This window comes from Parabacteroides sp. PM6-13 (assembly GCF_029892605.1).
In the GTDB taxonomy this organism is placed as follows: domain Bacteria; phylum Bacteroidota; class Bacteroidia; order Bacteroidales; family Tannerellaceae; genus QVMG01.
This window is the reverse complement of the sequence record NZ_JARXWF010000014.1, coordinates 48,694-71,989: the sequence shown is the minus strand read 5'-3', so window position 1 is coordinate 71,989 and position 23,296 is coordinate 48,694. Positions and strand designations below refer to the sequence as shown.

General features: G+C 45.7%; 18 protein-coding genes and 1 tRNA gene. 13 read left to right on the top strand and 6 right to left on the bottom strand.

Annotated elements, in window-relative coordinates; all coding sequences use genetic code 11:
• Positions 1-57: 57 nt before the first annotated feature.
• Positions 58-1,860, top strand: a complete 1,803-nt coding sequence (locus M2134_RS13105; protein WP_280752516.1) for a hypothetical protein — start codon at positions 58-60, stop codon at positions 1,858-1,860.
• On the opposite strand, the gene M2134_RS13100 is transcribed toward M2134_RS13105, so the two are convergent.
• Positions 1,843-2,403 carry a GNAT family N-acetyltransferase gene (locus M2134_RS13100; protein ID WP_280752515.1) on the bottom strand — a complete coding sequence of 187 codons (561 nt, stop codon included), beginning with the start codon at positions 2,401-2,403 and terminating at the stop codon, positions 1,843-1,845. The genes M2134_RS13105 and M2134_RS13100 overlap by 18 nt on opposite strands.
• Positions 2,404-2,528: 125 nt before the next feature.
• Here M2134_RS13100 and M2134_RS13095 point away from each other — a divergent pair, with 125 nt between their 5' ends.
• On the top strand, positions 2,529-3,005 hold the full coding sequence (locus M2134_RS13095) for an Lrp/AsnC ligand binding domain-containing protein (RefSeq protein WP_280752514.1): 477 nt from the start codon (positions 2,529-2,531) through the stop codon (positions 3,003-3,005).
• An 83-nt stretch (positions 3,006-3,088) separates the two neighbouring features.
• On the opposite strand, the gene asnS is transcribed toward M2134_RS13095, so the two are convergent.
• From asnS to purB, 3 genes are all read right to left on the bottom strand, one after another.
• Complete coding sequence (gene asnS / locus M2134_RS13090) at positions 3,089-4,519, bottom strand: asparagine--tRNA ligase (protein ID WP_280752513.1); 1,431 nt, start codon at positions 4,517-4,519, stop codon at positions 3,089-3,091.
• Positions 4,520-4,689: 170 nt separating this feature from the next.
• Positions 4,690-6,210 carry a pseudouridine synthase gene (locus M2134_RS13085; RefSeq protein WP_280752512.1) on the bottom strand — a complete coding sequence of 507 codons (1,521 nt, stop codon included), beginning with the start codon at positions 6,208-6,210 and terminating at the stop codon, positions 4,690-4,692.
• An 83-nt stretch (positions 6,211-6,293) separates the two neighbouring features.
• The gene (purB, locus tag M2134_RS13080) at positions 6,294-7,637 is read right to left on the bottom strand and encodes an adenylosuccinate lyase (protein WP_280752511.1); all 1,344 of its coding nucleotides are present in this window, start codon (positions 7,635-7,637) and stop codon (positions 6,294-6,296) included.
• A gap of 814 nt (positions 7,638-8,451) precedes the next feature.
• On the opposite strand from purB, the gene M2134_RS13075 reads away from it, so the two are divergent.
• The 8 genes from M2134_RS13075 to M2134_RS13040 all read left to right on the top strand — a co-directional run bounded on the left by M2134_RS13075 (position 8,452) and on the right by M2134_RS13040 (position 17,880).
• Complete coding sequence (locus tag M2134_RS13075) at positions 8,452-9,441, top strand: gliding motility protein GldB (RefSeq protein WP_280752277.1); 990 nt, start codon at positions 8,452-8,454, stop codon at positions 9,439-9,441.
• 100 nt (positions 9,442-9,541) lie between these two features.
• Positions 9,542-9,615, top strand: a tRNA-Arg gene (locus M2134_RS13070).
• 251 nt (positions 9,616-9,866) lie between these two features.
• Positions 9,867-10,172, top strand: a complete 306-nt coding sequence (locus M2134_RS13065; RefSeq protein ID WP_280752276.1) for a hypothetical protein — start codon at positions 9,867-9,869, stop codon at positions 10,170-10,172.
• A gap of 206 nt (positions 10,173-10,378) precedes the next feature.
• Positions 10,379-11,386 (top strand): WYL domain-containing protein, encoded by a 1,008-nt coding sequence (locus M2134_RS13060; protein WP_280752275.1) that lies wholly within the window; start codon positions 10,379-10,381, stop codon positions 11,384-11,386.
• Between the two features lie 79 nt (positions 11,387-11,465).
• Complete coding sequence (locus tag M2134_RS13055) at positions 11,466-12,938, top strand: class I SAM-dependent DNA methyltransferase (RefSeq protein ID WP_280752274.1); 1,473 nt, start codon at positions 11,466-11,468, stop codon at positions 12,936-12,938.
• The gene (locus M2134_RS13050; protein ID WP_280752273.1) at positions 12,931-14,019 is read left to right on the top strand and encodes a restriction endonuclease subunit S; all 1,089 of its coding nucleotides are present in this window, start codon (positions 12,931-12,933) and stop codon (positions 14,017-14,019) included. The genes M2134_RS13055 and M2134_RS13050 overlap by 8 nt, the downstream gene beginning before the upstream one ends.
• A 10-nt stretch (positions 14,020-14,029) precedes the next feature.
• Entirely contained in the window at positions 14,030-17,431 is a 3,402-nt protein-coding gene (locus M2134_RS13045) for a DEAD/DEAH box helicase family protein (protein ID WP_280752272.1), read from the top strand.
• Positions 17,432-17,553: 122 nt separating this feature from the next.
• Positions 17,554-17,880: an HIRAN domain-containing protein gene (locus tag M2134_RS13040; protein WP_280752271.1), complete on the top strand. Its 327-nt coding sequence runs from the start codon at positions 17,554-17,556 to the stop codon at positions 17,878-17,880.
• Positions 17,881-18,056: 176 nt separating this feature from the next.
• Here M2134_RS13040 and M2134_RS13035 read toward each other — a convergent pair whose 3' ends face one another.
• Complete coding sequence (locus M2134_RS13035; RefSeq protein WP_280752270.1) at positions 18,057-18,449, bottom strand: hypothetical protein; 393 nt, start codon at positions 18,447-18,449, stop codon at positions 18,057-18,059.
• 127 nt (positions 18,450-18,576) lie between these two features.
• On the opposite strand from M2134_RS13035, the gene M2134_RS13030 reads away from it, so the two are divergent.
• The 3 genes from M2134_RS13030 (at position 18,577) to M2134_RS13020 (ending at position 22,206) form a co-directional block, all read left to right on the top strand.
• A complete protein-coding gene (locus M2134_RS13030; RefSeq protein ID WP_280752269.1) occupies positions 18,577-19,515 on the top strand; it encodes a glycoside hydrolase family 43 protein in 939 nt (312 codons plus the stop codon).
• Between the two features lie 319 nt (positions 19,516-19,834).
• A complete protein-coding gene (locus M2134_RS13025; RefSeq protein WP_280752268.1) occupies positions 19,835-20,833 on the top strand; it encodes a hypothetical protein in 999 nt (332 codons plus the stop codon).
• Positions 20,761-22,206: a hypothetical protein gene (locus M2134_RS13020; RefSeq protein WP_280752267.1), complete on the top strand. Its 1,446-nt coding sequence runs from the start codon at positions 20,761-20,763 to the stop codon at positions 22,204-22,206. The genes M2134_RS13025 and M2134_RS13020 overlap by 73 nt, the downstream gene beginning before the upstream one ends.
• Here M2134_RS13020 and M2134_RS13015 read toward each other — a convergent pair.
• Entirely contained in the window at positions 22,195-23,295 is a 1,101-nt protein-coding gene (locus M2134_RS13015; RefSeq protein ID WP_280752266.1) for an endonuclease/exonuclease/phosphatase family protein, read from the bottom strand. The two genes, M2134_RS13020 and M2134_RS13015, sit on opposite strands and share 12 nt — an antisense overlap.
• Position 23,296 lies beyond the last annotated feature (1 nt).

The following is a 23,296-nucleotide window of genomic DNA, read 5'->3' as shown; positions in this document are numbered from 1 at the left end:
CTTTCACGTGGGAAAGCGATAACAGCCTACATGAATAACTACTAAATACTACTAAAAATGAAAACAACAAAGAACATTTTCGGAAGAAAGCGAACAGCGCGATCCGTGAGATACGCGGTGATATGCCTTGTTTCGCTTTGTATGGCATCCTCGGTTTTGACAGGATGCTACAGGGATGACATCAACGATTTGCAGAAACAGATCGATGAGACCAAGAATGAACTCGCCCAGTTGCGCAGCGCGATCAACGACGGAGAGATTATCACCAAAGTGGAAGCCATTGCCGGTGGCATCCGGGTGACGACCAACAAGACGACCTACGAGATCAAAAACGGAACGGACGGGGCGAAAGGGGACAAAGGAGATACCGGCGATAAAGGTGATACCGGAGCCAAAGGTGATGCCGCCGTGGTGGAGATCGGTGAAAACGGCAACTGGTGGATCAATGGCAAAGACAGCGGTAAGCCGTCGCAAGGTGCGAAAGGCGATAAAGGCGACAAGGGGGATGCCGGTAACGCGGGTTCCGCCGGATCTGCCGGATCTTATTACCTGCCGAATGTAGAAACCGGCACCTGGTTTGAATACAATGACGAAAACCCGGACGGGGTGGACACGAAAGAGTCCTACTGGCCGGCGGACGCTATCACGGCGGTGGTGATCGACGGCGTATTGTATATCTCCAACGTCAAAGGCGAAGATGGAAAAGCGATGAGCCCCATCGCCTTGAATATGAGCGGCGACAAACTGTTAGGTTTGATCTTTATGCCGGATTGGCTCATAGACAATGTGCCGGGAACCAAATTCAACGCACTCCACTACTATTGCCTCGACTCTATTACTGAAAAACCAAAAACTGATGATATTACTAAGCTTCCTCTCTGGTATTTCGCATGCGAAGCCACTTGGATGAGGTATTGTCTGAATCCTCCGACTATAGGGGGAAGTATAGACCTGGATAACCTTATTTTTCGCCTTAAAGATACGAAAACCGTTTCTACCCGCGCCGGTATTAAATCAGGTGGTATTCCGGAGGTTCTTGATGCGGAACTTGTTACCAATGGTTGGAGCGGAAAAGACCTGCGCGTGAAGGTGCGTCTGACGCTCAATCCTCCCTCTAACCATGAAACGAGTTTCGATATGATAAGCCTTTGGGCGCGCTTAAAAGGGCAAGGGAATACAGATTATATCGCTTCCGATTACTCGCTTGCTTACGTCGATTCAACCTCTTATTACAATATAGCGTATAATAATCAGCGTTACAATGAAGCGGGAGGGTACTATTCGGGAGAAGTAAGAAAAACAAATAGCGCGAAGTACAGCCAAGCGGATAATATGAACTATTACTATGCCATGGAATTATCTGACGCGGTAAGGGGTACTAACGTAACCGATACCATTTTAGCCTATAACAATACCACCGGAATCGACCTGTTGCACATGGTTAAGACCACCAAGCACGAAGAAGGTAAACGCCAACCGATAGCGAAAGGTGGAGATATACCCATAGCGGATTACAATATGGGATATGATTTTGACCTTGTGAAACCAAGGGTTAAGTATGATCCTAAAAATTCGGAAGCCAGTTATGATAAGGATGGCAATTTCCTTTACGATATGGATGATGCTAATCCCTATTTCAAGCTTGTCGACGGCCGTTACTTAGTTGCGAAAGAGGGTATCGCCAACCCGGGTGTTACGACAACGCCGAGTGGCGATGATGAGGATATAGCCAGAACGTATGCTTACGTTCGGATACGGTTGAAAGACAGAACTCCGGGTGCTGATATCCGTCGGATTGCCCGGATAGCCTATATAAAAGTGATGCTTGTAAGCCAGGTACCGTTAGAACGACGACCCTGATTCGGGCTTCACCCCGTACACTTTCTGATGGATAGCCTTACGCACCCGCTCGAATTCCTTTTGCAGATCGATATCGCCATAGGCCATCAGGCGCAGGTCGACCCAATCCTCGCCGGGACGGTAGGGCGGCTGTTGGTAGGGGGTGGGGTCGAACGAAAAGCCCAGACGTTCGTAGAAGCCGATCCGACGACGGCAGATCTCGTCGGTGGGCAGTTCCACCTCCAATACCACCGGTGCCTGCAGCTGATTTAACAAGTTATTCATCACCTCTTTGCCGATCCCTCCGTTGCGTGCGGAGGGGTCGATGGCAAAATGCTCCACATAATAGAAACCCTCCAGCTTCCAATAGTTGATAAATCCGACATAGGCATCTTCTTTATAGAAGGCTATGATCTCAAAGTCGGGCTCTTCCCGAAGCAGTTGTCTAATAAGCGAAAAGTCTCTTCGCTCTTCATACGGAAAAGATTCGGTATATGTTTTCTCTATCGCTTCCAATACAACGTCTGTCGCTCCGGTTACTTTCTGGTATGTTATCTGTTCCATCTGTATGTTACTTATAGATTTAAAGAAAAAAACAGTCTCTTTATGGTTGATTAATTAATAATTCCTTATTTTTGTGTCAAAGTGAAAGAATAATACAAAAACGGCAATTAAAACGATCAATCAGTATGGCACAACATCAATTAGATGATTTGGACGAGAAGATCCTAAAGCTTATTATCGGCAATGCGCGTATGCCCTTCCTGGAAATAGCTCGTGAATGTAATGTCTCGGGAGCCGCTATCCACCAACGTATTCAGAAGTTAACCAATACGGGCGTGATAAAAGGGGCGGAATATATTGTCGACAATACCCGGGTCGGCTATCAGACGTGTGCCTATATGGGCCTTTACCTACAGTCACCGGGGCAGTTTCCGGTCGTGACCGAAGCACTGCAGCAGATCCCTGAAGTGGTGGAGTGTCATTACACCACCGGGCAGTATGATCTTTTTATTAAGATTTATGCCAAGAACAATCAGCATCTTCTCCATGTAATCCACAATAAATTGCAGCCGTTGGGCTTGGCGCGTACCGAATCGCTTATCTCTTTCAAAGAGGCCTTTAAGCGCCCCATGCCCATTGATTTCGGACCTGATTTTGACTAATTGCTTTTTAGGTTATGATATAAAAATAGGCCCCGTTTCCGGAAGGAATGCGGGGCCTGTCTTTTTATCGTTCGTTCTTTGTATTAAAACTCCGCATTCTTGGGGGTTCGTGGGAACGGTATGACGTCGCGAATGTTGGCCATGCCGGTCACGAAAAGCAACAGACGTTCGAATCCCAGCCCAAATCCTGAGTGAGGGGCTGTTCCGAAACGACGTGTGTCGAGATACCACCAGATATCTTTGTGCGGCACGCCCATCTCATCGGCGCGAGCCACCAATTTGTCATAGTCCTCTTCACGCTGCGAACCGCCAATGATCTCTCCGATCTTCGGGAACAATACGTCCATGGCACGCACGGTTTTACCATCCTCATTCTGTTTCATATAGAACGATTTGATCTCTTTCGGGTAGTCGGTCAGGATCACCGGACACTTGAAGTGAGCCTCTACCAGGTAGCGCTCGTGTTCGGATGCCAGATCGGCTCCCCAGAAGATCGGGAACTCAAATTTATGTCCGTTGGCTACGGCCTCTTCCAGGATCTTCACCCCTTCGGTATAGGTCAGGCGGATAAACTTACTGTCCAAGACAAACTTCAGGCGTTCAACCAGGTCGTCAACCTCTTCGTTCTTATACAGATGCTTTCTGGCACCGTTCAGGAACTGGATATCATCCATGCAGTTATCGAGTGCCCATTGCAGGCAATACTTGATAAAGTCTTCCGCCAGATCCATGTTCTCTTTGATCTCATTGAAAGCTACTTCCGGTTCGATCATCCAGAACTCTGCCAGGTGGCGTGGAGTATTGGAGTTCTCGGCACGGAAAGTCGGTCCAAAGGTATAGATAGCTCCTAACGCCATCGCTGCCAGTTCGCCTTCCAATTGGCCGGAAACCGTCAAGCTGGTCTCTTTGCCAAAGAAATCGTTTTCGTAGGCAATAGCCCCCTCTTCGTTTCTGTCGGGGTTGTTCAGATTCATCGTTGTCACCTGAAACATCTGTCCGGCTCCTTCACAGTCCGATCCCGTGATAATCGGGGTGTGGAAATAGAAGAATCCTCTTTCGTGGAAGAACTGATGGATGGCGATTGCCATATGATGACGCAAGCGGAAAACGGCACTGAAGGTGTTGGTGCGCGGACGCAGGTGAGCGATCTCACGCAGGAACTCCATAGAGTGTCCCTTCTTTTGCAACGGATAGGTGGCCGGATCGGCTGTTCCGTATATCTCAATCTCCGTGGCCTGGATCTCGGCTGCCTGTCCCTGTCCTTGTGATTCAACCAATGTGCCGTTCACACAGATACAGGCCCCTGTCGTAATCGGTTTCAGATATTCTTCTCCGAATCGTTCCACATCGACAACAATCTGCACATTATTAATTGTAGATCCGTCGTTCAGTGCAATAAAATTGACTTGTTTACTACCTCTGCGGGTACGCACCCATCCTTTCACACAAACGGTCGTGCCGAAAGCCTCGCTCTTCAGCACATCTACAATTCTTGTTCTGCTAATTGTTTCCATATTTTTATTATTAAAAAAAGCCCCAAACTCCACCTCTCCCCCGACCCCTCTCCACAAGAGAGGGGTGGAAGGCAAGGAGGCGTAAAGGCCACTTGTATTATTAAAAACACACCTAATCTCTTTCCCATCCCCCCTCTCTTGTGGAGAGGGGCCGGGGGAGAGGTGTTCTTTTATTCAAAGGCTCCCATGCGAAGTGCGTTCACTTCTCTTTCGTTCAGATAACGCCATTTGCCACGACCCAGGTTTTTCTTGGTCAAGCCGGCAAAATAAACGCGATCCAGTTTCACTACATGGTAACCCAATGATTCGAATATGCGGCGCACAATGCGGTTACGGCCGGAGTGGATCTCGATACCCACCTGGCTCTTATCCATTTCATTGGCGTAGCTGATAGCGTCGGCATGGATTTCACCGTCTTCCAGTTCCAATCCGTTGGCTATCTTTTCCATATCTTCGATCGCTACGTTCTTGTCCAACCAGACGTGATAGATCTTCTTTTTCTTGTAAGAAGGATGTGTCAGTTTGGATGCCAGGTCGCCATCGTTCGTCAACAGCAATACACCTGTCGTGTTGCGGTCCAGACGTCCTACCGGATAGATACGTTCCGTACAGGCATTCTTCACCAGATCCATCACCGTCAGGCGAGCCTGAGGATCATCCGATGTGGTCACGCAGTTCTTCGGTTTGTTCAGTACGATATAGAGCTTGCTTTCGATCTGTACCGCTTTTTCATTGAACAACACCTCGTCCTGGCGCGTGATCTTGGTACCCAATTCGGTTACTACCTCTCCGTTTACCTTTACGGCGCCTGCCTGGATAAACTCATCGGCTTCGCGACGTGAACATACACCGGCGTTCGACAAGAATTTGTTCAAACGGATCGGTTCGTTCGGATCGGCTAATACCTCTTTGTATTTCAATTGTTTTTGTACGCTGTATTTGTCGTTCGGGTTATAGCCTCCGCCACCCGGACGTTGTTGCGGACGACGATTGCCAAAGCCTCCGCCGCCTTGCGGACGATAGCCTCCTTGCTGCGGGCGGTTGCCGTATGAAGGACGATTGCCTCCCATGCCTCCCCGGTTGTCGTAGGAGTTGACACGGGTGTCGCCTACACGCGGTCTTCTTTTCTTCAGACCATCATCCTGCATAGAGCCTTCCGGCGATGCGGAATAAACGCGTCCTCCCCGGTCATCGTAGCTGGGTCGTTGTGGGCGGTTATAGCCTCCGCGGTCATTGCCGTATGAGGGGCGATTGTTGCCATACGACGGGCGGTTGTTGCCATAGCCTCCGTCGCGGTTTCCTCCGTAGCTGTTGCCGTAATTTCCTCCGTCTCGGTTTCCATAGTTACCTCCTCCGCGGTCATTGCCGTACGAGGGGCGGTTGTTGCCATAAGACGGACGATTGTAGCCCCCTCCCTGGTTGTCGTACGAACGCGGACGTTGCGGACGATCGCCATAGGATTGTCGTTGGTCTCCGTATGAAGAGCGGTTGTCTCCATAGGATCTGTACCCTCCCCGGTCATTGTTTTGACGGTTGTTGTAGGGTCTCCGTTCATAGTTGTTACCTTCGGGTTTGTTGTAACCTTGATTGTAAGGTCTTCTTTCACCATCCTGGTCTGTGTTTTCCCTGCGGATACTTGGTATCACTTTTCTGGGGCGCGGTTGAGATTCATCTCTTTCTTCTGTAGTCATTTTTGTAAAGCTTTAATTGATCATAAAAAAGCAACCTCACGGTTGCCCGTTTTTTTCTAACACTGAAATTTTGATTTTTATATTTAAATACCTGTATAATTATGCGGCGTTATCGCCTTTAATTCTTCTTTTACGGATGCAGTGACATCCAATGTGTCAATAAACTGTTTAATAGATTCTTCCGTTATACCCTCGTTAGTTCTTGTCAACGCTTTGAGCGCTTCATAAGGTTTCGGATATCCTTCCCTACGTAAAATAGTTTGAATACCTTCTGCTACGACTGCCCACATCTTCTCTAAATCTTCCCGGAGGGCGTTCTCATTTAATAACAATTTACCCAGCCCTTTTGTTAAGCTGGCCAAGGCAATTTCCATATGTGCCAGAGGCACTCCGATGTTACGCAATACGGTGGAGTCGGTCAGGTCGCGTTGCAGGCGTGATACCGGCAATTTGCTTGCGAGATGCTCCAACAGCGCGTTGGCAATGCCTAAGTTGCCTTCAGCGTTTTCAAAATCGATCGGATTCACCTTATGCGGCATGGCCGATGAGCCTACTTCTCCGGCTTTGATTTTTTGTTTGAAATACTCCATCGAGATGTATTGCCAGAAGTCGCGGTTCAGGTCGATCAAGATGGTGTTGATGCGTTTCATGCCGTCGAACATCGCTGCCAGGTTGTCATAGTTGGAGATCTGGGTCGTCCATTCTTCGCGTTGCAAGCCCAATACGTCGTTCACGAAATGATTGCCAAACGCGCGCCAGTCCTGTTCGGGGTAGGCTACGTGATGTGCGTTGAAGTTACCGGTGGCTCCTCCGAATTTAGCCGATACGGGGATCGCTTTCAGCATCGCCAGCTGTTGCTCCAGGCGGTAGACAAATACCATCACCTCTTTTCCTAAACGAGTAGGTGAAGCGGGTTGCCCATGTGTTTTGGCCAGCATCGGAATAGCGCTCCATTCGTCTGCTTTCGCTTTCAATAGGTCGATCGCTCCTTGCAGCGAAGGGTAAAACACCTCTTCGAGTGCCTCTTTCAATGAGAGGGGCACCGATGTGTTATTGATATCCTGAGAAGTCAACCCGAAATGGATAAACTCATGATATTCCTCCGAAAGAAAATCTTTCGCTTTTTCTTTGATGAAATACTCCACGGCTTTTACGTCGTGGTTCGTCGTGTTTTCAATCTCTTTTACCCGCAGGGCGTCTGCTTCCGAGAATTGCACGTAAATATTCCGTAATCCCTCTTGTATCGCGGGTTCACGAAGCGCACTCAGTTGAGGCAGTTGTTCCGATAAGGTAATCAGATATTCAACCTCCACACGTGTTCTGTACTTTATCAGCGCGTATTCTGAAAAATAAGCAGCCAGGCTCTCTGTTTTGTTTCTGTATCGCCCATCAACGGGTGAGATCGCAGTCAATGTTGTTAACATCATTTTAGTCCATTCATATAAGGAGTACAAAGTTAATATATTCTTCGTAAACCAAAGCAAAACAGCCTCTTTTTTTGCTTTTTTGGGTGAAAAGGGAGCTGAGAACGAAATAGCGATATAGGCTCATCCGCTAAATAGCTGTTTGGGTTTAGGGGGGGGCTGTGGGGATCTTCAGATTTGGGAAGATATTGAAGGGAGAAGGGAAAAGGGAAAAAGGAAAAAGGAGAAAGGAGAAAGGGGTGTCTTCTGATATTGGAAAGTTTGAAGGTGGCAAGGTACACTGAAATGAGTTAAATCCCGCAGGGATTTCCTATTCGTAACCCTCGGTAAGAGAGCGGAGCGAACGACCGGGGGTATTCCGCTAATAATAACTAACGAACCCGGAATGGGTTCAACCCTCTTCGGGGTTGCTTGGAGAGTAGGTCTTGTCTATCTGCCTACCTACCACGGGTTTGCTTCGCTACACCCGCGGTTACGAATAGGAAATCCCACTGGGATTTATATGAAAACCAAATCTTCTCCTATTTAAATCTCCCTATCAATCACAAAAATCACTTTTTAGAAATATCATTTTGCTTTACGCTTCGCTAAGCGATTTACAAATTGTCAGAAACGCCCGAGAAAATTTCCAAAAACGCAGGGGTATTTAAAATTAGTCCTGCGGGTAACACTTTTTAACGTATCATATTGTAAAGCAAAATGGCGTTTTTGCTTACATTTTGATAATTGGCTTTTCTTCTGTTTTTGATGCAATATACGGTGGCTTTTTTCGTTTATTTGTAGGAATAATAGTCTGTATATAAATTGACGCGTCATTATGAAACTTAGAATATGGTTGTCGGTATGTTTTTTTCTGGCATTAGCCGGTTGTACGTTTGCCTCTTCTTCCCGTTATGCATCGGCTGATCCTGTTACAATTCATCGTTTTGATAAGGCTTTGTATCATTTGTTGGAAACAGAGAATGCCACCGGAGAAGCAGCTTTGAAAGAAACCTATCCGCAGATGTTGGAGATTACAGGTAAAGCTGTATTGAATATGAAAAGCGCGGATATGCCCGGCTTTTTCGATCGTTTACTTAATTACTATTCGGAACCGACCCTAAAGGGATTGTATCGTCAGGCGATACAGAAGTTTGATAATATAGAAGAGATCGAAAAGCAGTTGGGCGTGGGCTTTGCCTGTTTGCAAGAGTTGTTTCCGGCTCTTTCCGTGCCGGAGGTCTATATGCATGTCTCCGGTTTTGGACAGAATGTTGTGGTGGGCGACAATCTTTTGTCTATCTCCATCGATAAGTATATGGGCGAAGATTATGCCTTGTATGAGGACTTCTTCTATGATTATCAGCGACGGAAGATGACTCCCGATTATATTGTCCCGGACTACCTGGCAGGATGGCTGATGAGTGAGTTTCCCTTTCAAGGAAATGAGAATGTCCTGTTGGATCGGATGATCTATGAGGGAAAGATTAAATATGTAGTGAGTCTGGCCGTTTCTATGATGGAGCAGGCGCAGCTTTTGGGTTATACAGAGGAGGATTATCGCTGGGCGAAACAGCACGAGGGAACCGTTTGGCGTACGATTATCGAGCGAAAACATCTCTACACGCCGGATTATATCACCACCGGACAGTATTTTGAACCTCGCCCCTCCACGTTTATTTCCGACAATGCCCCGGGTAGTTTAGGTTCGTTCTTTGGATTACAGATTGTTTTGCAATACATGAAAGAAACCAAAGCAACCCCTGCGGCATTGATGCAAAACACAGATGCCCAATCGATTCTCTCCGGAGCGAAGTACAGACCCTAACACAAGATCGTCAACACAAAACAATCTCTTAGAAAAGATTTCCACCCTCGTTTTTGCATATAAAAATAAAATCCCTACCTTTGCCCCGCAAAATAAGGCCGGTCGGGTAGCTCAGCTGGATAGAGCAACAGCCTTCTAAGCTGTGGGTCATGGGTTCGAATCCCATCCTGATCACTATTGTTAATCAAGCAGTTATCTTTCGAGGTGGCTGCTTTTTTTGTTTTTATCTATTGACTTTCATGTAGTACTTACCTTCACTTTTTTCTTAAGATGAAGAGAACTTGCCATGTAAGAAAAAAAGAACAGTTATATTTGTAGGAAATCATAACCTATGGAATTAGCACTCCTTGCTCTTCCAAAATGGAATAGCAAGTTGGGGTGGTACACGTACCCCACCTTTCGCCTTTACCGAACAGGGCGTATCAATGCTATCAGCGGTGCTTCGCAGCCCTACCGCAATACAGGTAAGCATTTCTATCATAGATGCTTTTGTGGCTTTGCGTACCGTCATTGCTGCTATAAAAGGGAATGACCTATTGCTGTCCTTAATAGATCGCATCAAAGCATTGGAAGAGATCAGCGAAGAAACATTAGCTGCCATAAACGATCTGTCGGAAGATACTCAAAAAGAGTTTGATGTTATTTACATAGCGTTAGCTGAACTGGCAGCAAAACATAAACAAGCGAATAAGCCACGCAATCCGATAGGGTTCAGGAAGCCGGAAAACTAACCAGTCACAGTTTAAATTACTGCCTCTTTTGTTCTTGATATCATTTTATAACAAGTAGTTATCTTTAGGGGGCGCTGCTTTTTTTGTTTTCGCGATTAATCTTTTTATATATTTGTATAATATAGGATGCGCTTTGGCAATTTCAAGCCAGCTTGATTGCACTCAGCTTTCTCTATATTTGTATTTGAAGTAAACAAAAGTGTAACATGGCAACCAATAAACACGCGACCATACGCTATCAGGCGTTGGATAATTGTTTTCGAAATCCCGGGCGGAGGTATTTCATCGAGGATCTGGTGGAGGCCTGTAATAAGGCGCTTTTTGATCAGGCTGGCATAGAGGATGGTGTGAAAATGCGCCAGGTGCAGGAAGATATCAAAGCCATGGAGAGCATTTGGGATATTCCGCTCGAACGCTATCCCGATGGGCGAAGGGTCTATTACCGCTACGACGACTTACATTATTCTATCAATAACCAACCGCTCAACGAAACGGAACTGAATCAGCTCCAACAGACCATCTATATGCTGAATCGTTTCAAGGGGATGCCACAGTTCGACTGGATGGAAGAGATATTGGCACGGTTCGAAGACACCTTTAAGCTGAAAGGGAGCCGGGCTGGCGTGGTTGGCTTCGAACATAATCCCTACCTGCGCGGATTGGGTTTCTTCACGGAGGTGTTCAACGCGATCGTCAACCGTCAGGTATTGAAAATCATCTACCGGAAATTCGGAAGCGATTCCAGTGAAAAGGTTTTTCATCCCTATTTCCTGAAGCAATACAACAACCGTTGGTTTCTATTTGGGCTCTGCGAACAACTCAAAGAGCGCGCTTCACTAACCAACCTGGCCTTGGATCGGATTGAACGGATTGAAAGCCAGCATATCCCTTATATCGACAATGATCATATCGACTTCGACGACTACTTCGACGATGTCATTGGTGTCACCGTGTATGCGAAAGAGACCGAGCGGGTCCTATTGGAGATCGACAATGTGCTTTTCCCCTATATCGAAACCAAGCCCCTGCATGGCTCGCAAAAAATCAAAACGCGCGACCCGCTTACGACGACCATCGAATTGAATCTGATTATCAACTACGAATTGGAGAACCTCCTTTTAGGCTATATCGACAAGATCAGAATCGTCGCCCCCGACCATTTCCGAGAAAGAATGTTGGCACGAATAAACGACGCCATCGCAAGAAATTCATGAGCTATGTGGATGTGTTGCATAGTTTGAATATACCTTTGTTTTTGAATTATAATTATTTTTGTAGAAATAAATATAGAATATGATAGTAGGAGAGATGAAAAGCAGTATTGACAACCTTTGGCTTAGGTTTCATACAGGAGGAGTGAGTAATCCGATGGAGGTGATCAAACAGATAACCTATTTGCTTTTTATTAAGCGGTTGGATGATTTGGAACTTGCCAAAGAACAAAAAGCCAATTTTACCGGGAAAGCGGTCGTTGATCCTATTTTCAGTGAAGACCAACAGACGTTGCGCTGGAGCAATTTCAAGAATTTGGAGGCGGGTGTGATGTTTGAACTGATCCGGACGAAAGTGTTTGATTTTATAAAAACGCTGGGAGGAAAAGAATCGGCCTTTGCCAAATATATGAAGAATGCCTATTTGGCCATCCCAAATCCGGTAGTGTTGGAGCAGGTAGTCTCAATGATTTCAGCCATTCCGATGGATAACTTAGACACCAAAGGGGATGTGTATGAATATATGCTCTCGAAATTGCAGACATCGGGCGATAATGGGCAGTTTCGCACGCCGCGGCATATCACCAAGATGATGGCCGAATTGATGAAGCCGACGCCCGATGATGTCATTTGTGACCCGGCTTGTGGATCGGCTGGCTTCTTAGTGTCTGCTTCTGAATACCTGCGCGACCATTATGAACAAGCCTTTTATGATAAAGATTTTGTGGAGTTCTATAAAAACAAGATGTTCCACGGATGTGAGTTTGACGAAACCATGATCTCCATCTCTGCCATGAACCTGATGTTGCACGGGGTGGATAATCCAGATTTGTATGATAAAAACTCGCTGGAAGAGGACTATACGGTTTCGGATCGCTTCTCGCTGGTGTTAGCTAATCCGCCATTCAAAGGTTCGCTGGAGTCATCGACAGTGGCTAAAAGCCTAAGCGGTATAGTGAAGACCAAGAAAACAGAACTTTTGTTTTTGGCCTTAATGTTGCGAATCATGAAAACCGGTGGGCGTTGTGCCGTGATTGTGCCGGATGGTGTGTTGTTTGGTGCCGATAAAGCGGCCGTAGGCATCCGTCGGACCATTATTGATGAGCATAAATTGGATGCCGTTATCTCTATGCCCAGCGGTGTGTTTAAGCCTTACGCGGGCGTGAGCACCGCCATCCTTATCTTTACGAAGACCGAGAGCGGCGGGACGGATAAGGTATGGTTTTACGATATGAAAGCCGATGGCTTCTCCTTGAACGACAAACGGACACCCATAGTGGATAATGATATCGATGATATTATTGTACGCTACCAGAATCCGGATGGAGAGAAAAACCGTACCCGACTCGATCAGTCCTTCTTTGTCCCGGTTGAGGAGATCCGTTCCAATAGCTACGATCTGAGCATCAACAAATACAAAGAGACGGTCTATGAGCAAAAAGAATATGACGCGCCGGAGGTGATAATGGAACGGTTGGAAAAACTCGATTTGGAAATTGTTCAGGTTCGGAAAGAATTGACGGAAATGCTAAAAAGCGGAGGTGGGGATGAGTAAAGCTTATATACCATTCAATACAGTTATTGATGATGTTACAAAACTTGCAAAAAAAATCGAAAAGTCGAATTATTTGACGATTGGAAAGTACCCAATTGTCGATCAAGGGAAAAGCAATATTGCAGGATATGCTCAGGATAAAGATGGTTTATATGAAAATACTCCCGCTATCATTTTTGGAGATCACACTAGAATAATAAAATATGTGGATGTGCCATGTTTCATTGGAGCAGATGGAGTGAAACTCTTAAAAATAAAGTCAACTTATGCAAAAGACTTTGATTACAAATTCTTGTATTATTATCTCTCTTCTCAAAATATACCTGATACAGGATATAACAGACATTTCAAATGGCTCAAAGCAATAAATATTTACAAACCGTCCATTTGTTTGCAACACCAAATCGCCGCCACCCTCGATAAAGCCTCCGAATTAATCGCCTTGTGCAAAAAGCAATTGGAAGAATTGGATGCGCTGGCAGAATCGGTGTTTTATGATATGTTTAAGAATGCAAAAACGGAAATCAAAGAACTATGGCAAGTCCTTGATGTGCAGAATGGACTAGTCGACCCTACTGTACAACCATACTCTAATATGATTCATGTTGGAGGAGCTAATATTGAAAGTAACTCTGGAAATATCGTGAATGTGAAATTGGCTAAAGAAGAGAATTTAATAAGTGGAAAGTACTATTTTAATGAAACTATGGTTTTATATTCTAAGATTCGTCCTAACTTAAATAAAGTTGCATTGCCACTACAAGAGGGAATTTGTAGTGCTGATATGTATCCATTAATTCCAAAATCAGATAAAATCAATCGTGTTTTTCTGCGTTATATTCTGATACAATCGGATTTTTTGGAATACGCAATATCACACTCGGGAAGAGCTAATATTCCCAAAATAAACAGAAAAGATCTTTTAAGGTATAAATTGTCATTGCCTCCCTTCCCCCTCCAAACCCGCTTCGCCACCATTATCGAAAAAATAGATCAACAAAAGTCATTAGTGAAAAAAGCCTTGCAAGAAAGCGAAGATCTATTTCAACGTTTGATGCAGAATTTATTTAAACCCGATTAAAGCAAAAGATATGAAGAGCAATTTCAGTTTTTTGAAAGAACGTTTCGGTGAGTATTATAAACTTGCCATTGAGGCTGAGCGTAATATGTTCGCGGCTCCGCGCACGTCGGTGATGTATGCCCGGCTTACGCTCGAAGAGCTGGTGAAGTGGATGTACACGTATGATCCGCTATTAAGCCAAAATCCTCCCGAAAAACAAACGCTCGAAGGACTGATGTATCACTATCCGTTTAAGGAACTGATTGCGCCGGTTCCGAATATGATAGACGGACTGACCGCGATTCGGAAAAACGGCAATCAAGCTATTCACAACAAAAACGAAGTGGCTCTCCGCTATGCGCATAACTCGGTGAATAATCTGTTTGAGTTCGCGAAATGGATATATTACACCTATGTGGATAGCTCAGAAAAACTACCGATGTCTCTCGATAGTAGTCTGATTCCGCGAGCTACGGGTGCGGAAGAAAGCATCGCTTCGGCCAAAGCGACGCAAGCGCAACTCGAAACCATTAAACTTGAAACCGAGAAGGCTTTACAGCAAAAAGAGGATGAGCTGGAACGGTTGCGGAATGAGATAGCCCGAATTAAAACTGAAAATGAACAGAAACCGGTAGAAGCCTTCACGCTTAACCCGGTAACGGAAGCTGAAACGCGCCGCATTTTGATTGACGTAATGCTGCGCGAAACCGGTTGGAATTTGAATCATGCGAACGATACCGAATACAAAGTATCTGGTATGCCCAACAAAACAGGTGTCGGGTATGTCGATTATGTGTTGTGGGGGGACGACGGACTCCCTTTGGCCGTTGTAGAGGCAAAAAACACGCTTCACGATCCGCGCAAGGGACAACACCAAGCTAAATTATATGCCGATTGTTTGGAAAACCGTTTCGGACGCCGACCGGTTATTTTCTACACTAACGGCTACGATACGTGGATGTGGGATGACAAGCTCTATCCTCCGCGAAGGGTATCGGGGTTTTACAGCAAAGATGAATTGGAGTGGGCTATCACAAAGCGTGCCCGTAAAGTGCTTGCTGAAGCCACTGTCGACAAAGGTATAGCCGGGCGATATTATCAGGAAGAAGCCTTGAAGCGTGTTGCCGAGACCTTCGACAAGAAACACCGGAAGGCCTTGTTGGTGATGGCTACCGGCACTGGGAAGACCCGTACTGCCATTGCCTTCGTTGAAATGGCTATGCGACAAGGTTGGGCACGACGCATTCTTTTTCTGGCCGACCGCAACGCGTTGGTGATTCAGGCAAAGAACAATTTTGTGAAGCTGTTGCCCAACCTCTCCTGCGCCGATATTACCAAAGAGAAGGAGAATCTGGATATGCATCGCATGGTGTTTTCGACCTATCCTACTATTGCCAATAAAATAGATTCGGAGAAGATCAATGATCTGTTGGTGTATTCGCCCGGACATTTCGATCTTATAATAATAGACGAAGCGCATCGTTCTATTTATCGGAAGTACCAGATGATTTTCCAGTATTTCGATGCTTTATTGTTAGGCTTGACAGCCACGCCGAAGTCGGATATCGACAAAAATACTTATGAGTTCTTTGATCTGGAGAATCATAATCCTACCTATTCGTATGAATTAGATAAAGCGGTGGCGGATAAATTCCTTGTGCCGCCTAAGAAAGTGGTGGTCACCACCCGCTTCCTGCAACAAGGAATTAAGTATAACGAACTGTCGGAAGAAGAAAAACGGGAGTATGAAGAGAAATTCTTTGACGACGCGACACATTCCATGCCGGAAGAGATCGATTCTTCGGAGTTGAACCGTTTTGTGTTTAACGCGCATACGGTAGACCTTGTGTTAAATCAGCTGATGACTGACGGCCTGAAAATAGAGGGGGGCGACAAGGTGGGAAAATCGGTTATTTTCGCCAAGAACCATCAGCATGCTCTCTTTATACAGGAACGATTCTATAAATTATATCCTCATTTGGGAGGTGACTTCATACAGGTGATCGATAATTATCAGACGTATGCCCAAAGTATGATTGATGATTTTAGCGATCCCAAGAAACAACCTCAGATAGCTATCTCTGTCGATATGCTTGATACGGGTATTGATGTGCCGGAGATATTGAATCTGGTATTCTTTAAAGTCGTAAAATCGTCGGTGAAGTTTTGGCAGATGATCGGTCGGGGCACGCGGCTTTGTCCGGGTATATTCGGGATTCCGGAGAATGAAGAAGACACCTCGAAAGACAAATCGGAGTTTCTGATATTTGATTATTGCGGCAACTTTGAATTCTTTGATGTTAATCCGGATGGTTTTGATACGAAGATACCCAAGAGTGTGGCTCAGCGCATCATGGAAGACCGCTTGAAAATAGTGATCGAGTTTGATAAAAATCCGGAAATAGTAGATGAAAAGAACGCGGTTCTTCGGGAGAGTTTACTCGATAGTTTGCACAATACAGTCCGGAGGCTGAATAAGAATAGTTTTGTCGTTAAGGCGGTATTGCGTGAAGTGGATGAATTTAGTTGCCGGGAGAGGTGGAATTCGATTTCGTATGAAGATATCGCGGAAATACTTAACAAGTTAGTGCCACTGGCTGAACCGGATGACTCCAGTGAAGAGGCTCGCCGATTTGATTTGTTGATCCTTGAATTTATGCTTGGCTTATTGATCGGCACTACCAGTGTTTCGCTTTATACCATGCACGTAAAGTCGATAGCGAAAGAGCTGCTCAAGAAGACGAATCTGCCAATTGTCAAGCAGAAAGAATCTTTATTGAAAGAAATCGCCTCAGAGGTGTTTTGGAAAGAATCCTTTTCGCTGAGTAGTTTGGAAAAGATTAGGCTTGAGATAAGAGACTTGGTCAGGCTATTGGACAAAGAGAAACGGAAAGCTGTCTATGCAAATTTTACGGATGAAATAATCAGTTCTACTACATCGACTGCAATGTCAACATATACCACCTCTGAAAACTATAAACAACGTGTAGAGAGATATGTGCGTGAAAATGAGAATCATCAAATCATCCGGAAGCTAAAACAAAACATACCTATCACTCCATCCGAATTGAATGAGTTAGAAAATATTCTATTCGATGGAGAAGAACGTGGAACCAAAGAAGAATTTGTACAAATGTATGGCGAACAGCCTTTAGGCAAATTCATACGAAGCATTGTGGGATTAGATATGAATGCGGCAAAAGAGGCTTTTGCTGAGTTTTTAAGTGCCGGCAATCTGTCTGCCGATCAGATACGTTTTGTGGATATGATTATAGACTATCTGAGTAAGAAAGGCGTTGTTGACGCGGGAATGTTATTCGAAGAACCCTTTACTACGTTCCATATGGAGGGAGTCGCGGGAGTCTTTGACGCGGAAAGTATCACGGATCTTCTTTCTGTTTTGCGTCGGATAGAGGCGAATGCTGCCGCGTAGAGGAATATTTGTCCGCACATAAGGCTTACCCATCCGGCTAAATCCTTTTTCTTTACGACTATGCAGATACACTGCATAGCTCTATTTCATCTTTGTAGCATAACAAGAAAAAAAGAATAGTTATGGTAAATCAACATTATGCTACATTTCACATTGCCGGGTTCACTTATTGGGATGGCTTAGAGGTTTTTGATGAACTGACGGTGGGTACGGAACTTGTTCTTGAGGCGGAGCCGACCAATGGTCATGATCCCAACGCGGTAAAGATCTTATTGGAGGATACGATGTTGGGGTATATCCCGCGAGGGGAGAACGAGGAAATATCCAAGTTTCTACAATTAGGACATACCGACCTGTTCTCTATTCGAATCAGCCGGGTTAGTCCGGAGGCTCATACAGAGAAACAAATCAGTGTAACATTGCGAATCAACAAAAGAATAGCTGTTTAATTCGTTCGGTCTGCTCTCGCTTTAACGACTTTTGTCAAGATTTGAGCTGATCGGAAAAACCAAATCGGTGCGTTTTTGTTTTGTTTTATGGACAAAATAAAAGTCTATTATATTTGTACGATTGATAGAACAAAAACGCAAAAATATGGATAGGAATATTCCATTTTATTCCGCGCCTAACGACTTTTGTCAAGATTCATTACCGGAGTGAGGCCTTCGGAGGGGACGTAGATGATTTGGGGCAGGCTGCCTTTGTCGGCCAGTTTCTCCAGGGTGCGGATGAAGAGGTACTGGTTGTAGGTGCTGGTCAGGGTGCCGTTCTCGATTTTCATGGCTTCGGCCATACCTCTTGCTCGTTCGACTTCCGCTTCCGCGTTTAGTTTTTCGGCTTCCAATTTGGCTTTGGCTTCTTCGATCAGGATCTTTCTGTTTTGTTCCGCTCTCGCCATCTCTGCCTTACCGCTCATTTCCTGTTGCCATACGTTGTATTGTGGTATTCCCCACATCAAACCACCAATGACGATACATACAAATAGGGAGACTGCTACTGAAATGCCAAATGTTTTCATATTGTTTCTTTTTATGGATTTGTTTCACTACAAAGAAAAGGAATTTTTTTAGAAGTTGTTTTATCTTTGTTTATTCATAACGTGTGGCGTGTAAAGGCAACTTATATATTGAAACATAATGACAATCATGAAACAATTCTTTTTTTTAGGAGTTTTCCTATTGTTTTTATCGGCCTGTGGCGGAAATAGGCCGGTCGTGGAAGAGGAGGTGTATCTGTTCTCTTATTTCAAGGGGAATGGGGAAGATGGGCTTCATCTCGCTTACAGTGAGGATGGATTGACGTGGCAAACCCTGAAGGGTGATTCTTCTTTTCTGACGCCGATGGTGGGGAAAGATAAATTGATGCGCGATCCGAGTATTGTGCAGGATGATAAAGGGGTGTTCCATATGGTATGGACCTCCGGTTGGTGGGATCAGGGTATTGGGTATGCCTCGTCGGACGATCTGGTGAATTGGTCCGAGCAGCGTAACATCCCGGTGATGGAGATGTATGAAGGGACGCGCAATAGCTGGGCGCCTGAACTGTTCTACGACAAATCGGACAAGACTTTTTATATCTTTTGGGCTTCCACGGTTCCGGGCATGTTTCCCGAGATCGCTACGTCGGAGAGTGAGAAGGGCTTGAATCATCGGCAGTTTTATGTGACAACCAAAGATTTTCAAACATTCAGCGAGACAAAGGTCTTCTTCAATCCGGATTTCAGCGTGATCGACGGAGCTGTGTTAGAAAAAGATGGAACCTATTATCTGTTTGTGAAGAATGAGAATTCCAATCCTCCGGAGAAGAATATTCGAGTGGTAACAAATCGGAAACCGTATGATTTTCCGACGACCGTTTCTGATCCGATCACCGGTGACTATTGGGCGGAAGGCGCTTCACCGCTTCAGGTAGGGGAGTATATCTATGTCTATTTCGATAAATATACCCAGCGCAAGTATGGGGCGGTGCGTTCGAAGGATGGGGTGAGCTGGGAGGATGTGTCCGATCAGATTCTGTTCCCGGAAGGCACCCGTCACGGAACTGCTTTTACGGTGAAGAAAAGTATATGGCAGAATTTGCTGTAGCGATTGAATTTAATATGCTACCGATATCAACCGGTAAAGTCTATATCTGACTTTACCGGTTTTTTGTTGTTGCAAATCTGTTATTGAAACTTGTGGATTCTGACAGAATATTTACGATTTGATACTTGTGCTGTCGCTTTGTTAATATATAATCGGTGATTGGTGTCAAAAAGTTGCAAATCTTAAGTAAATATTTACTTTTGCAAACAGACCGTTTCGTGTATGCTTGATCCTTTTGTGACTGGAGAAATCAATGTGACAAAACAACTCGATTGAAAAAGAAAAAGTAGTATGAAAAACAAAAAATGTGCAGATTGTTATGAAGTATCAATTAAATCAATTTTCAGACGAAACTATCCATTGTAGTTTCAAGGACATATTGGAAGGAAAAGTGCAGTTGGCACCCTTCTACGGAGATCCGGATAATGACTGGGCTCAGATGATGGCGTATCTGGAAAAGATCTATCAGATGACACAGTCCAGTCAGCATCCGCTCTACCGGATGGCCTCTTCGTCACTTTCTAGGATGATCGAAGACAAGCCGATGAGTAGCGCTTTCCTTGATTGCGGTGATATTGACATTCAGGTGGTTGGCGAGGAAGATTATTTCATCAAAGAACAATTACGGTGTATTCTTCCGATCGCCTACAAAGAGCGTTATGCGTATGAAGACGCGGATATCCCTGACTTTAAGCAGGTGTCGGATGGTCCGCATGAGTGTACGGTAGTCGCCACCTGCAAAGGGAGAGATGGGCAGCCTACGGTGTTGGCGAGCATCCGCTTGGACTTTAATCCGCAAGCTGATGATTTGGAAATCTCTCGTTTTTTTACCTTCGATAGTCCGGTAAAGAATGGCTCTGCTGAATTTTGTCGTTTTGCCTACCATCCTGTTTTCGATTTATGGGTGAACAGCGCTAATCCGCATGTGCGTCATCGCGCTACACTTATCCGGGGCATCTTGATTCGTTATATGTATATGAAGGGATTTCTGGTTCATGTTCAAAATCTAAAAAGTATTGATATACTGTGTACCATGACCCGGAATATTGTCCTTTTTGTGAAGCGGATCAGTGGCTTCTCGTTGGTGCCTATAGAGGGGGCGTGTGTCAATCCGGATAGCGACTATTTCAGGCAGGAGAGTGAGAAATATCCAAAATATTTTATTCCGAAACTAATGGGGGCTTACTATTTTGATTTTGATATCGAAAAAGCCAATATGGTATTGCCCAAAGATATGGTGAATACATGCAAACAAAAGAGAGTACACATGCCCAAAGTTGGTGGGAAACAATATGCGATGGCGGCGTATGGAGCTTAAGTCGCTTCTTGCAAGAACGAAAACACCACCGGACGTTTTATCCCGGGCGTCCGGTCATCATCGCTTCCACGGGGTGGAGCGATGGACGCATTAGCCGCTTTGCAGATGAAACGAATGGGCAGGAGATGATTCGCCTGCAGGATGAATCGGGTGAAGACTATGTGATTGCTGCCGCGTTATACCGCACGAATATTGTCGAACAAACCTTCCAAAAGCTGATTGAGTCGTTGAAAGACAAGGAGGAGGATCCGGTCAATCAATACATTCACGAAGAGTACGCGTTATACCGGCAGGAGGCTCAGCCTTATGGCGTGGAAGTGCTCTATTTTGATGAAGTGGGCGAGGGGAGAGGGCGTTTTCGTCCGCGTGTTTTGGTGAAGCTGCCCGCTATGCCCATTTGGAAATTGGCGATTACGTTGAGTAACGGACATTTAATCAACAACCGGAAACTAACCTACGACTGGTATCAGACTCGTCTCTCTATATTTAACCATCAACATATAACCGTAGCCGGGGCCAGTGTGGCCTCGCAAGCGGCTCTTTTCGCTACCCGGCTGATCAAGCCTTATCTTTTGACATTGGCGGATCCCAAAGGCCCTAATGCCAGCAACCTGAACCGAACCCAATACACGGTGTTCGATTTGTTGGAAGATCCCGATACCCATCGGGAGGTTTCCAAAGCTATTGCCTTGGCGCGAAGCATTCATGGACAGGATCCTTTTCAGCTTATTCATATCTATCCGGAGGGCATTACCGAGGAGAATCTGGATGCCTTTCTGTTGGGTGAACCGGATCCGGAGAAGGGGTTGACCACGCCGCGCACATCGATACTGATAGAAGCTATCGATCATTTCCCTACGAAGCGCCTCTTGCTTGAGAAGGCGCGCGATCGGGATATTCCTACGATTCAGTTGGCGGATGTGGGCTCTCGCGGAATCAACGGTTTTAACAGCCCGGGCGATAAGCAGCGGCGGGTCAGGCTGTTGTATGGTCTGAGTGATAAAGAGGTAGCGAAGGCTTTTGCCGATCCGAGTCCGGAGACTTTTATGCAGACCGCTATGCTGGCGAGTGGCATCACCAACACCTTGGCGGAGCCTGTGGCGTTTAAGTTTCTGAAACAGCAGGATGGGAATCCGTTTCGCTCCGTTCCGCAAACGGGTGAGGTGGCAGGAGCTTCGGGCGTGATCGCGGCCCGTAACGCGGCCCGTTTTCTGGTCGAACAATACGGGGATCCGACGGCTCGCTTCGCTGGTCGCCAGCAGGTGTTCGACGTGCGAACCGGCAAGGGTCTTCGTCGTTATCGCGACTCGTGGGCCAATAAAATACTAAATCGAATTATAAAAAGGATCTTCCGGAAGAAATCACTCACCTAACTCCAGGTAGCACCACATCGGGTAATGATCGGAATATTTGACATGATCGACCGTGCAGTTATAAGAGGTCGCATTAGAAGAGTGGAGGATATTATCGATCCGGAAAATGAAAAAATTCTGGTTGTAGGTGCTTCCCATGCCACGTCCGGAGGCAACGAAAGCATCCGTTAAATCACCTTGGATGATTCGGTGGGCATACGACAGGGGCGTGTCGTTGAAATCGCCGCAGACCAGGATATAATCGGCTTCGGCTTTGTTGATCTCTTCGGCTATTTTTCGTGCCTGTTGGGCACGCTGCAGGAAGGCCGGTCCCAGCTTGCGGGAGATGGTGCCGCGGATCTCATTCAGTTTCTCTGTGTCGAATGATTTGATCAGACCCGAATATTGCGATTTATCCTTTTGCGTAAGCTTAAACGATTCCAGGTGGTTGTTGATCACCACCATCTTTTTCCCGTTTACCTCTAACTCATGATAGGCAGAACCATTGTAGTCGCTCTCGTAATCGATCAGGCGCGATTGGCGGATGGGGTATTTGGAATACAGGGCATTGCCGATGTTCGGGCGCTTTTTGTTGAAGGCGACCACTGCCCGGTAGGGATACATCGCCAGGGCTTTCTGGATCGCCTCTTTTGTCAGGTTGTTTTTGCCGGAGGTGGCTACATTATATTCCTGCAGGCACACGATGTCGGCATCCGATTGGGCAATGTATTCGATGATGCGATTGGGCGATTGGGCGGTATGCGGTTTGCCGGCGAAGTTCATCACGTTATAGGAAAGCACCTTGATCGTATTTTCCTGAGGGATATTCGTTTTGTTATGAAAAGGGAAATAGCGGGTGATAGGTCCCCAGCAGATCAGGAAGCAGATTAGCGTCATAAGAAGCGGCTTCCAATCGCGTGTGAAGAGCCAATAGAGCGCATAAAAGAAATTTAATACAAACAAGATAGGAAACCCTAAGCCCAGGTAGGCCATAAATAGGCTCTTCTCCGGCGATACCTTATCGGAAAAGGCGGCGAGCATAAATAAGACCAAAAAGAGGATATTCGCCGCCATAAACAAGAAGCGAAGCAGGATGCGAAGGGATTTCATA

Excerpts from the sequence above, each read along its gene's own strand:
- purB (WP_280752511.1), bottom strand. The coding sequence starts at position 7,637 with ATGATGTTAACAACATTGACTGCGATCTCACCCGTTGATGGGCGATAC.
- M2134_RS13020 (WP_280752267.1), top strand. The coding sequence starts at position 20,761 with ATGCAAACAAAAGAGAGTACACATGCCCAAAGTTGGTGGGAAACAATA.
- M2134_RS13085 (WP_280752512.1), bottom strand. The coding sequence starts at position 6,210 with ATGACTACAGAAGAAAGAGATGAATCTCAACCGCGCCCCAGAAAAGTG.
- M2134_RS13050 (WP_280752273.1), top strand. The coding sequence starts at position 12,931 with ATGAGTAAAGCTTATATACCATTCAATACAGTTATTGATGATGTTACA.
- M2134_RS13045 (WP_280752272.1), top strand. The coding sequence starts at position 14,030 with ATGAAGAGCAATTTCAGTTTTTTGAAAGAACGTTTCGGTGAGTATTAT.
- M2134_RS13055 (WP_280752274.1), top strand. The coding sequence starts at position 11,466 with ATGATAGTAGGAGAGATGAAAAGCAGTATTGACAACCTTTGGCTTAGG.
- M2134_RS13095 (WP_280752514.1), top strand. The coding sequence starts at position 2,529 with ATGGCACAACATCAATTAGATGATTTGGACGAGAAGATCCTAAAGCTT.
- M2134_RS13065 (WP_280752276.1), top strand. The coding sequence starts at position 9,867 with ATGCTATCAGCGGTGCTTCGCAGCCCTACCGCAATACAGGTAAGCATT.
- M2134_RS13075 (WP_280752277.1), top strand. The coding sequence starts at position 8,452 with ATGAAACTTAGAATATGGTTGTCGGTATGTTTTTTTCTGGCATTAGCC.
- M2134_RS13105 (WP_280752516.1), top strand. The coding sequence starts at position 58 with ATGAAAACAACAAAGAACATTTTCGGAAGAAAGCGAACAGCGCGATCC.
- M2134_RS13060 (WP_280752275.1), top strand. The coding sequence starts at position 10,379 with ATGGCAACCAATAAACACGCGACCATACGCTATCAGGCGTTGGATAAT.
- M2134_RS13015 (WP_280752266.1), bottom strand. The coding sequence starts at position 23,295 with ATGAAATCCCTTCGCATCCTGCTTCGCTTCTTGTTTATGGCGGCGAAT.
- M2134_RS13035 (WP_280752270.1), bottom strand. The coding sequence starts at position 18,449 with ATGAAAACATTTGGCATTTCAGTAGCAGTCTCCCTATTTGTATGTATC.
- M2134_RS13100 (WP_280752515.1), bottom strand. The coding sequence starts at position 2,403 with ATGGAACAGATAACATACCAGAAAGTAACCGGAGCGACAGACGTTGTA.
- M2134_RS13025 (WP_280752268.1), top strand. The coding sequence starts at position 19,835 with ATGAAGTATCAATTAAATCAATTTTCAGACGAAACTATCCATTGTAGT.
- M2134_RS13040 (WP_280752271.1), top strand. The coding sequence starts at position 17,554 with ATGGTAAATCAACATTATGCTACATTTCACATTGCCGGGTTCACTTAT.
- asnS (WP_280752513.1), bottom strand. The coding sequence starts at position 4,519 with ATGGAAACAATTAGCAGAACAAGAATTGTAGATGTGCTGAAGAGCGAG.
- M2134_RS13030 (WP_280752269.1), top strand. The coding sequence starts at position 18,577 with ATGAAACAATTCTTTTTTTTAGGAGTTTTCCTATTGTTTTTATCGGCC.